The 13256-nt window shown below is 45.0% G+C and carries 11 protein-coding genes; 1 reads left to right on the top strand and 10 read right to left on the bottom strand.

What is annotated here, in order from left to right:
* Positions 1–2: 2 nt before the first annotated feature.
* Positions 3–2045 (bottom strand): transketolase, encoded by a 2043-nt coding sequence (gene tkt, locus PaeBR_RS05650; protein WP_410513897.1) that lies wholly within the window; start codon positions 2043–2045, stop codon positions 3–5.
* 298 nt (positions 2046–2343) lie between these two features.
* Between tkt and PaeBR_RS05645 the strand changes: the two genes are divergently transcribed.
* Positions 2344–2988 (top strand): hypothetical protein, encoded by a 645-nt coding sequence (locus PaeBR_RS05645; protein ID WP_410513896.1) that lies wholly within the window; start codon positions 2344–2346, stop codon positions 2986–2988.
* 68 nt (positions 2989–3056) lie between these two features.
* Here the strand turns inward: PaeBR_RS05645 and PaeBR_RS05640 are convergent, their stop codons facing one another.
* From PaeBR_RS05640 to PaeBR_RS05600, 9 genes are all read right to left on the bottom strand, one after another.
* On the bottom strand, positions 3057–6302 hold the full coding sequence (locus tag PaeBR_RS05640) for a hypothetical protein (RefSeq protein WP_410513895.1): 3246 nt from the start codon (positions 6300–6302) through the stop codon (positions 3057–3059).
* Positions 6303–7019: 717 nt separating this feature from the next.
* The gene (locus PaeBR_RS05635; protein WP_410513894.1) at positions 7020–9281 is read right to left on the bottom strand and encodes a PKD domain-containing protein; all 2262 of its coding nucleotides are present in this window, start codon (positions 9279–9281) and stop codon (positions 7020–7022) included.
* Positions 9278–9895: a hypothetical protein gene (locus PaeBR_RS05630; protein ID WP_410513893.1), complete on the bottom strand. Its 618-nt coding sequence runs from the start codon at positions 9893–9895 to the stop codon at positions 9278–9280. The genes PaeBR_RS05635 and PaeBR_RS05630 overlap by 4 nt, the downstream gene beginning before the upstream one ends.
* Positions 9896–9968: 73 nt before the next feature.
* Positions 9969–10466: a hypothetical protein gene (locus tag PaeBR_RS05625; protein WP_410513892.1), complete on the bottom strand. Its 498-nt coding sequence runs from the start codon at positions 10464–10466 to the stop codon at positions 9969–9971.
* A 38-nt stretch (positions 10467–10504) separates the two neighbouring features.
* Positions 10505–10885 (bottom strand): hypothetical protein, encoded by a 381-nt coding sequence (locus PaeBR_RS05620; protein ID WP_410513891.1) that lies wholly within the window; start codon positions 10883–10885, stop codon positions 10505–10507.
* A gap of 17 nt (positions 10886–10902) precedes the next feature.
* On the bottom strand, positions 10903–11046 hold the full coding sequence (locus PaeBR_RS05615; protein ID WP_410513890.1) for a hypothetical protein: 144 nt from the start codon (positions 11044–11046) through the stop codon (positions 10903–10905).
* Positions 11047–11053: 7 nt separating this feature from the next.
* Positions 11054–11260, bottom strand: coding sequence for a hypothetical protein (locus tag PaeBR_RS05610; RefSeq protein WP_410513889.1), 207 nt, complete (start codon positions 11258–11260; stop codon positions 11054–11056).
* Positions 11261–11317: 57 nt separating this feature from the next.
* Complete coding sequence (locus PaeBR_RS05605; protein ID WP_410513888.1) at positions 11318–12187, bottom strand: hypothetical protein; 870 nt, start codon at positions 12185–12187, stop codon at positions 11318–11320.
* A gap of 11 nt (positions 12188–12198) precedes the next feature.
* Positions 12199–13248 (bottom strand): hypothetical protein, encoded by a 1050-nt coding sequence (locus PaeBR_RS05600; RefSeq protein ID WP_410513887.1) that lies wholly within the window; start codon positions 13246–13248, stop codon positions 12199–12201.
* Between the last annotated feature and the right edge of the window lie 8 nt (positions 13249–13256).

Below are 13256 nucleotides of genomic sequence, written 5' to 3'. Positions count from 1 at the left end.
GATTATAGCAGTGCTTTCACACGGCTAACAACATTTTCTACTGTAAAACCATATTCTTTAATTACAGTATCGCCAGGTGCAGAAGCGCCGAAGGTTGTGATGCCAAGAATATCGCCTTGATCCCCGGTATAACGTTCCCAGCCGAAGGTTTGTGCCATTTCCACAGCAAGACGGGCTTTAACTTCAGGAAGGATAACGGAATCACGGTATTCCTTATCCTGCTTTTCGAACAAATCCCAGCTCGGCAAGCTGATTACGCGCACTTCGATACCTTCTTCAGCCAAAGCGGCTTGAGCTTTTACTGCAAGCTGTACTTCGGAGCCTGTAGCAATGATTTGCGCTTGCGGTTTGCCATTCTTTGCATCGGAGACCACATAACCGCCGCGTTTGATGTTATCGCGCACGCCATCTACGGTTCCCGCCAGAATCGGCAGGTTTTGACGAGTCAATACAAGCGCTACCGGGTTATCCTTATTCTCCAAAGCATATGCCCAAGCCGCAGACGTCTCGTTGGCATCAGCCGGACGAATGACCGTCAGACCCGGGATGATACGCAGGGAAGCCAATTGTTCAATCGGTTCATGTGTAGGTCCGTCTTCACCGACAGCAATACTGTCGTGTGTCAGCACATAAGTTACCGGCAGCTTCATAATAGAAGCCAGACGAACTGCTGGACGGAGGTAATCCGTAAATACGAAGAACGTACCGCCGAATACCTTCAAACCGCTATGCAGGGCAATTCCGTTCATTGCTGCCGCCATACCGAATTCACGTACGCCAAAGTAAATGTTACGGCCCTCATAAGTTTCCGGAGTAAATATAGGCAAACCCTTCAGGTGAGTCATTGTGGAGCTTTCAAGGTCAGCCGAACCACCCACTAGCTGCGGTACGCCGGAAGCCAAACCGTTCAGGGCATTACCGGAAGCAATACGTGTGGACACAGCCTTATCTTCAGTCGTATAAGTTGGAAGCTGAGCATCCCAGCCCTCAGGAAGATCGCCATTGATTACGGTTTCGAACTGGGCAGCAAGCTCCGGATAAGCTTTTTTATATGCGGCAAACTGCTCGTCCCATTCCTTGTTCGCTGCATTACCGCTTTCCTTCACTTCGGCAAAACGAGCACGAACTTCATCCGGTACATAGAAATCTTCTTCGTATACCCATTTGTAGAAATCCTTTGTCAGCTTGGCTTCATCAGAACCCAGTGGGGAACCATGCGTACCGCCATGCCCGCCTTTACCTTGCTTGTTCGGGCTTCCGTAACCGATCACAGTCTTGACCTCGATCAATGTCGGCTTGCTGCTGTCCGCCTGCGCTTCAACAATCGCCTTCTCCAATGCCGGAAGATCATTACCGTCTTCTACACGCAAAACTTGCCAGCCGTATGCTTCAAAACGTTTTGCAACGTTCTCGGAGAAAGACAGGTTCAATTTGCCATCCAGTGAAATATCATTGGAATCGTACAGAACTACCAGCTTGCCCAGCTTTAAATGTCCGGCCAGCGAGGCGGATTCGGATGAGATTCCTTCCATCAGGTCTCCGTCGCCGCAAATTGCATAAGTATAATGGTCAATAACATGATGCTGTTCCTTGTTATAAGTAGCGGCAAGCTGTGCTTCAGCCATAGCCATACCCACAGCCATACCAATCCCTTGTCCAAGCGGTCCCGTAGTTGCATCAACACCTGCCGTGTGGCCAAACTCAGGGTGACCCGGTGTAAGAGAGCCCCATTGACGGAACTGCTTCAATTCTTCCATAGGCAAATCATAGCCGCTAAGGTGCAGCAAGCTGTATAGTAACATGGATCCGTGTCCTGCAGACAGCACAAAACGGTCACGGTTTACCCATGTCGGATGATCCGGGTTATGTTTCATTGTTTTGGCAAATAGTTGATACCCCATAGGCGCAGAACCCATCGGCATGCCTGGATGTCCGGAATTCGCTTTTTCAATGGCGTCTATCGCCAAAGTACGGATCGTCGTAATCGCCAGGTTGTCAATTGTAGAATTCTCTTCCTTATGGATAGCCTGATCTTGTTCACTCATTCAAATATCCTCCTCTAAAATCTCAAGAATGTCATTTTGACTCTTATTGTATCACTAGTGTGGAAGCATTTCCAATTGTTTTTGAAAAACTCCAGTACCAACACCCTATCTTTTGCAACATAGATATGATTATATTCGTTTAAATTCATTGGCATAAGGCGGGTTTGGACTTAGCCTTAAGTCTAGTTCCTAATTACGACTAAAGTTTGTATTATAAAACTGGAATATACAGTAAGATGGAATTACTAGTTTTTTTATTACGGGATTATCCAAGATTGTTAGCAGAAAGGAAATATTCATGACTCCAAAAAAGGATATTTATATCGTGCTCACCGGAACGGGTACCGCCTTCAGCGGTATGATCAGATGGTTCACAAAAGCTGATCTGAATCATGCGTCGATTGCCTTTGACAGCGAGCTTCGCGAAGTGTACAGCTTCGGCCGCAAGAAAATGAACAACCCTTTCGTTGCCGGACTGATACAGGAGAACTTTGTTGATCCTTTTTATAGCGGTACGGACTGCGCGATTTATCATCTTAGGGTCAGCAATCAGGAGTTCGATATGATGCACAGTCATGTTACCGGCATGATGCAGAATCAGGAACGTTACAAGTATCACCTGTTAGGCTTGGTTGGTGTTCTGCTCAATATCAAGATCGATAGGGAAGACGCTTTTTTTTGCTCCTATTTTGTGGCGTCCCTGTTCGAGGAAACGGAGCTTCAACCGGTGGATAAACCCTCCTGCTTCGTGACACCTGAGGATTTTGCCCTTTCGCTCTGCCCTCATAAAATTTACAGCGGTAAGCTGTCTTATTATTTGCGCGGAGCCGATAGTCATTCAGCCCGTTCAACCGCTATACATAACTCTCACTTGGTACCGGGAGCGAGCGCAGCTACAAGGAGTACAAGAGCCGCAGAGGAACGGATAGAGGGAATTGTGTAACGACAAAATGGGTTGTGGAGTGAAATCCACAACCCAACGGCTCCATTTGAATTTAGTAATCTTTTAGTTTATTTCGTTCTGTGACTTCTGAAATATTCCGACCAGTCTTCCGAAATCGTCACAGTCACCGAGTCTATTTTGGTGTTGAACTCATTATTGGCTGTGAAGGTAAAAGTGATCGGGCCATTCGGCAGATTCTCGAAAGATGCATCATACAGTTCACCAGTCCATAATTTCTTATCGCTGCTGGCGGGACTCAGCTGCGTATTGTAACCACCGGTCATGGTTACTTCCACCGTGTCTGGTAATCCGGTTGTGTCTGCCTGCAGGACAAACCTCTCACCAGCCCAGAATACGTTGTAGCCCCTCGGGCTATCCGGATACCCACTCTTTTTCAGGTTATAACTGATTCGGTTGTTGTTCCATTCGGTTGTGTGCTTCACTCCACCCTGTACAGTTAACAGATTCACCATAAAGTATTTCCGCGGCGATGTGCTGCTCCATTCGTATCCATCAAACACTTCGACTTCCACCGCATATTTTTTATTCTCTACAAGGGCTCCGGCCGTAACCGTCCATTGGTTTGCTGAAGATACGGTATCCCCCGACTGCGCCACAATGCTGTTTGTCGTCAAATCAATGATCTTCACCTTGTACCGCTGCTGCAGATCGCTGTCTGCATCCTGGTAGGTCCATTGGATGATTGGCGTCAGCATATTGGCTACAGTTGGACTTGCGGAACTGCTGCTGCCCGGATAGGTGATACTTACCGTTGGAATCTGGTTGCTTACGGTAATATTCCGTGAGGTTTCCCGGAAGATCCCCAGCGAATCGGTCACCACCTGCCGGATGGTAAAGGATCCATTCGTTGTAAACTGCTTAGTAAAACTGCTCGATGCGCTGATAAGCGCCTCCGTCCCCCCGGAAGGCTTGAGGTAATATTGGTACGTGATACTGTCCCCTTTAGGGATATCCGCGTCTGTGGCCGTGCCGGTAATGATAAAGTCCTCATTTCGGTGCCCCGAGCTCTGATTTATTGTAAAGCCAGGAACGGGAGGGTTATCGATTATAAAAGCCTTTTCGTTAGATACCTCAGACCACTGGCCCCGCGATGCCGCCCGGCCATTTACTAAGTAATACATAAACCGCTCAAATGTTTGATCCGGAATCTGATATTGACGGCTTGTTCCATCTGCATCGATGTTCTCGATCGTGTTGGCCAATAGGCCATCCTTCGTGAAAAACTCGAACCGGTACTTCTCCTGAGCATCGTTCTCCGGATCGGAATACGTCCATATCATGAGTGGATCGGAGAGCAAGACAGACGGACTGTCAATGGTTCCTGCAGGAGAGGTGATCGTCATGGATGGTTTCACGTTCTCCTCTGCCGTTATATCCAGTACCGCGATGTTGGATTTATCTCCAATCTGGTCCACCACCCAGTGCATAAGCGTATACTTTCCTGGTTCATCAAAATTCACCGTGATGTCGGGGGTGTAATAAGTCTTGATCACCCCCTTGCTGTCGGTCACGTTCCAGTAATAACGCAGGCTGCTCTTATCTGCAGAGTCGTCATCGACGTCGGCAGAGCTATATGTTTTGCTGTCGTACTGGTATACGTTTGTTGGTCCGGTAATCTCAGCTGTAGGAATATGGTTAATGACAGAGAAGGATTTAGTGGCAAATGAATTTAACGATCCATCAGTAGTTTCCAGGCGCATTTCCCAAAAATCCGATATAGCTTGCTGCTGCGAAATTCCGTAACTGCCAAGAATATCACTCATAGTTACTACTTGATTTTGGTCGGTCCCAACATAACGATATATCCCTCCGTCGAGCCGTGGATTAAAAGTGTTCCATGCAAAAGCCAAGCCGTCCCCGTCTTCATCGGGATTCGTAGTTTTATTCTGTAATGTAATTACAGTATCCCGATATACTTCCGTAGGCATCTCAAACGCCGCGACCGGAGGATGATTCAAGACTTTTGCACTTTGCGTATATGGCTCCGACCACCATCCCCGATTATCACGGACTTTTAAGGTTAGCTCATAATCACCTACACCAAAGCCGGCAAGGTTAGGCGGAATCGCAGGCCCTCCATAGTTATACCAGACGGTTTGTCCATCACGTTTAACATTCCACTCATAAAGGTCCAGAGGGTCATTGTTCGGGTCAAACGATTTGTCTGTAGTCGTTGTTGTTTTTCGGTAAGAGACATTGCTTGGCTCGACCGTAAACAGCGCGACCGGTTGCAAGTTGTTAGCCGAGTTTCCAACGGTACGTGCGCACCAGTCACTCCAAACGCCAACACCATTTTCCCCGTCGATATCCCTTACCCGCAGCCGAATATTATAATTTTCGCTATTAGGTAGCTGTGTTGGCGGCTGGCCATCAGTCCAAACCTCATCAGATTGTACCTTATACTGCCATTGCCAAAGGATAAGCCCCTTATCATCTCTGCTTATGTGATCCAAATCGTAAGAACTATCCGTAATCTGTAAGGTGCCGTTAACGATTTTCGTAGCGAATACCGCTATCGGCTTACGATGAACCTGGAAAGCCAAGGCAGAAAGGTTATCCCGGCTCCACATGCGGTAATTATCAAAGGCGTCAAATGCTTTGGGGTTATCTCGAAATTGGACCGTGGCTACATACTGACCAGCGTAAGGGAAAGAAGTATATGGATCACTTCTCCATTGCCCAGAGTCCGGTATGAGACCCATACTATTATCAAAAAATGCTGGATCATGTTCATATTTGTACCGCTCAGCATATTTAGGATCGCTTTCTGGATCAGTATAAACAGTCGGGCTAGTGATCGGAGTATTAATAAGTACAAAGGCATTTCTCTTTAACCGGTTTTGGACGGTAAAGTTTAATGGAGGTGCCTCTGCCTTATATTTATAGGGGTCAACCACCTTCACTTTTACTTGGTAACTCCCCGGAGGGATCGAATCACTAATTACATCTATAGGAACCGAAAAATACTTAGGTGATATCGTGCCAGTTACTTTAATCTTGCGATAAAACACATTCGGCACTTCAATAATAACTTCTAAATCATCATTATCCGGATCTTGTGCAAATCCCTCTACATTCATAGTGCTAAGACCCGGCTCGTTAATCAGTATCATGTTGTCCTGAGAGATCAAAGACACCTGCGGCGGCTTATTAACGATTAGTGGAAACTTATACGACTCTTTAACATTATGAGACGCGACGACATCACTATCTACTACCGCGGATCCCCAATCAACAACGAATTCCAGAAATTTGGGATCGATAATATCATATTCCGCTATCCACCCATTCAATACTGAGTAGTTAAAACTTGCGGAAACAATTGTCTTTGTTGCGTAAGAGTGTGGGAAACTGCTTAAGGAGTAGTTATCAATGTCGTAATAACCTGTAGTAAAATCCCTTGTTTGCATTCCTCCATCCGCTCTGAGACCATGAACAATTCCTCCGACTGTTAAAGATGAATTATAATCCCAATTTTTTTCAACCCATGCCGGATTACCATTGTACGAATCGCTCCCTCTATATGTATCTGCCTTTGTTTGAATTTGACTGACATCATAACTAATGTATTTAGTTAGCTTGTTGTACTTAATATTAGTTATGGATATCGCGTCACGATGAGTCCAAGTTTTCGCCCAATAGCTAGAGTCCGACAATTGAGGTTGTAATGGATCGACGACGTACGCAGCGTATCCATCATAGGCTGGGAGTTCAATATCTGCATATTCTATAATATTAGGATCTGTGGCGGCCTCTACTATCTGCAAGTCAGCGTTCACGAAAATCGGTAAGAGTAATGTAAAACAGATCGTAAGCTTTATGAAGGCTGTTACTTTCCTCTTCATTCTTTCCCCTTTCTCCTACCAAGATCAAATTTTACGGGCAATTCGTAAGGACATCTTTTCTACATTGTCCGATGGATCCGGAAGAACTCCGACCAGTCTTCTGAAATCGTAACGGTCACCGTGTCCGTTTTGGTGTTGGAATCATTTTTGGCTGTGCATCTCCTTCTACCATTTCCAATCTCCCTGTGGCGCTCTATTTTTCACATCAACAATTTTTTTAATGATATTCTGGCCACTGGAATCTGCCCATTTCCGATCCGAGTCAGTAACAAATTCATCAATGGTCGGTTGCCCAAATTGTTCAAACTCCGTAACTTTCACCTCATACTTACCGACTTCAACAACTTCCAAATTGAGACGATTTATATTCCCGTCACTAATAACTTTCCAGGTTTCATCCTCAAAATTTCCGTCATTGTCAGAATCGTATCGATACTCCCATAATCGGCGGCTAATCAGATCGGCATCGGGTGAATAGGACATATCTTCAATCGTGATGACCGCCTTGTTTCCATTATCCGGATCACGGTACACCCTACCTTGCATGGAGAAATAGACAACCGGTGGCTTATCGGGCTGGATATCGAATGTAATAGAACTGGTATCTGAGTATCCTAGTGTATTCTCGACATAAATTGTGGCTTTATAGGTTCCCGGTTGTTTAAAAAGTACATCTTTATCCTTCACACCATTTAATGACCCACTGTATTTGATGTCGCTGCTTGTACCCCCTGATATAGCAATAATCGTTATTTTGGTGAGATCGTCATTTAGCGGATAATGAATAGGGCTAGTGGAGGAACTGTGGATCGTAACTTTCCGATTTTGCTTCTTCGTTCCCTGAATCTCCAGCTTTGCTTCAGGTACAGGTTTGACCACTGTAATGAACTTCCCTGTGCTGCCTGTCATGCCGTCATTATCAACGACCGTAAGTCCAATAGTGTTTTCCCCCATACTGCTTTCGGGATACCAAGTTGTACTGTTACGACCCATAACAACATCACCTATACCCGGCGTATCCCAAAGATAACTTTTAATAGTGCCGTCCGGATCATAGGAACCCCCACCGCTCATCATAAACTCTTCCCCAGCTTTTGCGGTGCCCGGTGCCATTATTACGGCTACAGGTGGTTTACCTACAGGAGTTGGCTGGGCTGTAGGCTCTGGAAACGTAATGGATGACTGGTTTTTATATACTTCAATTGTGGCGCCCAATGATTCACTCAATGATGTAATAGTTCCACTTTTAGTGACTACAGGCTTGCTAAAGCGAACACTAACCGTCAAATCATATTCCTGCCGGTAGTTATTGCTCGTGATCCTTGATTTGGGAATGGTAAAATCAAATTGCCTGCTGCTAGTGAGCACTTTAGAATAATCTTTCTTCGTCTGCAGCGTACTATTTAAGCCTTTTTCCTTGGCGTAAAACACCCATTCGCTGATATTTGAGGTATCCGTGTAGGCCGCAAGATCACCCTTTAGGGAGAGTTGAACGGGTACATCTGCATTAGCAAACTTCGTCGGATTTGGATTTGGCTTCAACACGAATACGTTGCCGGTTAAGGCTGGTTCGGAGGGCGGCGCATAGTCAAAGGTCACCATACCGCCGTAGCTGTAAGTCGTGACTTTAGCCGTGGCCGTGTAGTAGTAATTCGCAAACGCGTAGTAGAATCGGCCTTCTACCCATCCTGTGACCGGAATGGTGGCCTCATCGGTTTGGTCTATCCATTTCGAGGTCACTCCGGCCCCTGCCGGTCCAATAGTATAAGTCGTTATAATTTTTCCGTTTTTAAACCTGGGTCCACCTATGAGGTAAGAGGAACCCCCTGCCGGTTGAATGGATATCGTAGAATCGATAACATACTGACTATCTACGGTTTCCATTTTTGACGCGTACCAAATTCGTCCTGTTGTACTTTGATTAGATGATGCCGAAACCATTCTTTTAGGTGGATCTGCGGAAGGCGTGGACGAGTCTGCAGCATTGAGATCGTAAGACACCAAGGTGTCTCTTTGTTCATTATACTCATTGATCTGCCATCTTCGGCCATCGGAATAGCGCCAAATGCTATTACCTACATTGGTTATAAAAGGATTCTCAAATTCTTTTTTATATCCCTTGACTTCAAATGTTTTTGAACTTTTGTTCCCATTTAATGTAACCTTCACTTTACCGTTTTGAACGACCAGGCCCACCACTTCATTATTACCATTGTATTTCAGGCTGTTTGTGGTTATCGCCGAAGCACTCACCCCGCTGGGCAAATCCAAAATAAAACTCTTCGTGCTGTTATTGCTACCCATGAGTCCAGTTGTAGTAGGAATTCCTATGGATGTCGATTTTGTATCTGCCGCTTGCGCAGTACGTACTCCCATCGGCGCAAGTAGCACTACCACCAATAGTAAAACGATGCATTTTCTCATCATTGCGCCAGGTCCGGATCGTTCACGACATATTTTTTTGCATACTGTCCGTCAAAATCAATAGCAACCCGTAAATATTTGAAATCGCCCTTGTAATACAACGCTTGGTACGTAGTAAGCGACTCGCCAGGTTTTAGTTTAAAATCGTGTAGAGCTACTTTACTGTTCTTATTCTGTCTTTCTGACGTGGCATCCACCGGATCTGCAAACCCACCATCTTCAAAATAAAAACTCCACTTGTACATAACATCTTTATAGCTGCGTTCCACAGTCTTTTTAGACTTATTGGTAATGGTAATTTTAGTCCAGATAAAGTATTGAGGATCACCGATAAGTCCGGAATAATCGGTATACTTGTATTGTTTGCGTAACGTAAGCGCCGTTTTAGAATTGAAATCAAGAATCATAATCTTATGCAGCGTGTAACTCAATCCTCCGGCTGTAACGGTTATCGGAAGCTCCACATCCTTTTTCAGTCCGTACTTGGACAAGTTATCCGTTATTACCGGTACTTTAGTACTTACTGAAGCTGCTGCTGCAGTTCCCGCTCCTTGCCCTAAGACCATACTTAACAACATGGTTACGGCCATCACTGTTTTTACAATTGTTTTCTTCATTTGAATTTCTCCTTTTAGTTAATTTAATTTTAGATGCGAACGGAGCCATCAAAAGACGCATCTGCTTCATGAGCTACTTATTGTACTTATATTCCTGGATTGCTGGCACACGAATGGGTTCTTGTGTTTTAGCCCTGGAGATTAATACGGGATGCTTAGATTCAATAACGGCTATGACAGACGGCCCTTGTATATATTTTGTAATTCCATACTGCGGATCTTCGTAGAGATAGGGAAATGTTATGCCAGAAGATTCATCCAGAATAACAAATTCCACAATTTTAACGCTGTCCTGAAGCCGGCTACCGGCTTTAGGTGATAACTCATCATCCAATCCCAGATTAAGTTGGAGCGTATCTTGAAAGGTCTCATAGGCCGCTGTAGGATCGATAATCAATCGACCTTGAGATCGTTCGATATCATTCATTTGTTGAACAGCATCGTGTACGGCCATGTTATTAGCATCCTTGAGCAAGGCCCGTTGTAAATCCCATTCTTGATTTTGCACTTGGAAGAACCACGTATAAATAAAGATCAAAAGTACAAAGGCAAGTTTTACTATATAGTCCATTCATCTTCATCCCTTAATGTAATCCTTAGGTTCATTAATCATTCGAGATATTCACTCATAATGAAACCATGTCCATAGTAATGTAACGGCTGCGAAACTGTAGAAAAGTTATACGGAAAAAGATGAACACGCGGCGCTTTGACATATACATCAATCCGATTTTTTCGCTCCTGCACCATCTCGGTGCTGCTGGTGATTTCAATGGAGGCTTCGGAGAACCCTATGGCCTTAAGGTTAGAGGTGACTTCATTCCTCATGGCAGCCGTGACCATCCCTTCCGTTGCTGCTTTTTGCGTAATATAGGACGTGTTGGCCTTGACCTGAAGATCCAGCAAATAATCAATGTAGGTAAAGATCGGCTGCAGGATGATAAACAGGACAAGCCACATGAACAATGCCCGGAGTACGGTTGCCTTCAATAAACAGTGCCCCTTTCCTAATACTGCTCAATTTGCTTGGTATGGGTGACGATATCATCCTGACTGCTGCCGATCATGCTGGTAGCTGCGGAGATAAAAATACCGGCAATGACGAAGCCTATGGCCAGAAACATGGCGACAGAGATGGAGTCTTTTTTCATAGCTGCATTACCCCCGGTAGTCAGACAATGTCAGAACTGCGGCTTGTCCGGGATCAGCATATTGAAAAATACTTGCTGCCGGAATCAACGGTTTATTGTCATCCGCATCACCCACCACTTGCCGGACAACCGGTACTAATATAGCAATGACTATGGCGACACAGAGAAAACCTATAGCGATAAACAAGCCTGTTGAAATAGCGTCTTTTTTCATGTTAAAATCTCCCTTTTCATTTTATATTTTTATAGAATGTTCGAATATGACAAAAATTTATTGAAATAGAGCAATTCCATTAAAATTCCCCTTAATCAGCAGAATGTACTGCATCGCCAGCGAGACGATCATCAGAAAAGTGGCAATCGACGGAATCACATTAATGATGGAGGAAATATCCCCGATAAAAGACCATTTCTTCAAGTATTGATCACTTGATATTTTGGAAATAATCTTGCCTTGTTCGCGCAAATAACGCGCTGCCTCTGTATCATCGTCCATCCCCTCGGTGGCGAGCAGAATAGACCTTATATCATTAATAAAAGCGTGATTGTCCGGGAATTTACAGCAAAACCATTCGATTGCCCGGTCCGTCCCTTCATCAACCGCCCGCTCCGACAGCTCGTACAAATCCTGGCGAATATGCTGAAAATGCCTTGCAATGCCTGCACAAAAAGCTCCAAACTGCATATATCCGTGCTTCCGCAGACGATTATTCTCATAGAGACGGATAAAGGAAATCAGCTCGCCGTCCTTTTGGATAAGTGTTTTTTGATGAAGCCAGGCCAGCAGCCAACCGAAGGGAAGAAACCGCGAAGGACTGGTGATCACGAGAATTAGAAAAGTTATGAGCAAATCGTATCCTGAAAACGGACTCTCGCGGATATAATCTCCGGCAGCCTGCAAAGTAAAGTAGAGCAGCCCGGCGCAATAACGGAACATCGTAACTTTTCGTGCTGAAATCGATAGCCCGGAGTTATTCAATAAAAGCTGAAGCCGGTCACTCCCCATGCGGGTTCCGAGAGTGTTCCATTTTAACCCCAGCCGTAAAAGGTACCGCTCCTGCTTACTGCTGCTGCTCACAAAAACGAGTAAAGCCAGATACACGACACCGAATACGGCTATTAATAGTAACAATCTGTCCATAGTTCATCACCTTAATGGTAGTCCAATTTGGGCTTGGCAAGAATAGTGCTGATCACAAACGAAATAAAGAGTCCTGTTAAAATAACCACAAGAAACGCTAGACCCACAGAGGTTTGGAACTGCAAGCGGAAGTACACGTCAGGTTTTAGCATATAGATGAAGGTTCCAACCGAAGATACGAGTACCACAAAATTACCATACAATCCCAGGCTGATCGCATCTCTGCTCCCTGCTTTTACCGTTAAAATCGTCTCTCTTTGCTGCTCCATGGATCGGTTCAACAGCATTAGCGAGTTTTTCAAATACAGAGTTCCTTCTTTCTCCGAGTAGAGCAAATCTGATATGAACTCCACGGCGAACGTTGTCCCGACTGCCCGGGAGAATCTTCCGGCCTCCTCATAAAGCTCTTTTTCATTACTGTAATTGGCAAATGCAGCCCCCAATAATTTCAGCGGCGTCTTCAGGACATTTTCTTCCGTTAAAAAATCAGCCGTTTTCATCAGAAGCGCATCGACCGACAAATGAGTGAATTTGCTGGAGATTTTAACGGCATCCAGAAGATCATAGCTTCCCCTCACCTTTCTCTGCGCAAAGATATATCTCATGCGAAAATAAGGAATCATCGCTGAAATGACAGCCACAAATAGCGGAAAACGCCAAGCCCCATCTGGCGGCAGGCCTTTATTAAAAGTCATTCCCTCCAAAAAAGGATTATGGAAATTCAAATGTCCCGGAAGCTCACTCAGAGTCAGCAGCCCTGACAGGAAAACCGCTATAAACAATAATCCGGTTCGCATAAGAAACCGCAGGACGCTGATTCCCGGTTCATATTTCCGGTGGGCAAAATACAACAGGTTATCGAGATGCCGGTATATCCATAGACCTCTGTTCATCCTGCTGACCTTTTTGCCAAAAACACGCATGCCGAGATTAATCCTGTACTCTATTTTTTGTCCCAAATCACGTAAATTACGTTCCAGCAACGGCTTTACCAACAGCCATAATCCGCGCACAATCAATAAATGAAGAGCAAAACGCAACATAAAAAATAACAGTTCCATAGGGTTCG

Origin of the sequence: Paenibacillus sp. BR2-3 (assembly GCF_046529485.1) — a bacterium.
Lineage (GTDB): Bacteria > Bacillota > Bacilli > Paenibacillales > Paenibacillaceae > Paenibacillus_AQ.
This window is presented reverse-complemented; position numbering and strand designations above follow the sequence as displayed.

Excerpts from the sequence above, each read along its gene's own strand:
- tkt (WP_410513897.1), bottom strand. The coding sequence starts at position 2,045 with ATGAGTGAACAAGATCAGGCTATCCATAAGGAAGAGAATTCTACAATT.
- PaeBR_RS05645 (WP_410513896.1), top strand. The coding sequence starts at position 2,344 with ATGACTCCAAAAAAGGATATTTATATCGTGCTCACCGGAACGGGTACC.
- PaeBR_RS05635 (WP_410513894.1), bottom strand. The coding sequence starts at position 9,281 with ATGATGAGAAAATGCATCGTTTTACTATTGGTGGTAGTGCTACTTGCG.
- PaeBR_RS05630 (WP_410513893.1), bottom strand. The coding sequence starts at position 9,895 with ATGAAGAAAACAATTGTAAAAACAGTGATGGCCGTAACCATGTTGTTA.
- PaeBR_RS05625 (WP_410513892.1), bottom strand. The coding sequence starts at position 10,466 with ATGGACTATATAGTAAAACTTGCCTTTGTACTTTTGATCTTTATTTAT.
- PaeBR_RS05615 (WP_410513890.1), bottom strand. The coding sequence starts at position 11,046 with ATGAAAAAAGACTCCATCTCTGTCGCCATGTTTCTGGCCATAGGCTTC.
- PaeBR_RS05610 (WP_410513889.1), bottom strand. The coding sequence starts at position 11,260 with ATGAAAAAAGACGCTATTTCAACAGGCTTGTTTATCGCTATAGGTTTT.
- PaeBR_RS05605 (WP_410513888.1), bottom strand. The coding sequence starts at position 12,187 with ATGGACAGATTGTTACTATTAATAGCCGTATTCGGTGTCGTGTATCTG.
- PaeBR_RS05600 (WP_410513887.1), bottom strand. The coding sequence starts at position 13,248 with ATGGAACTGTTATTTTTTATGTTGCGTTTTGCTCTTCATTTATTGATT.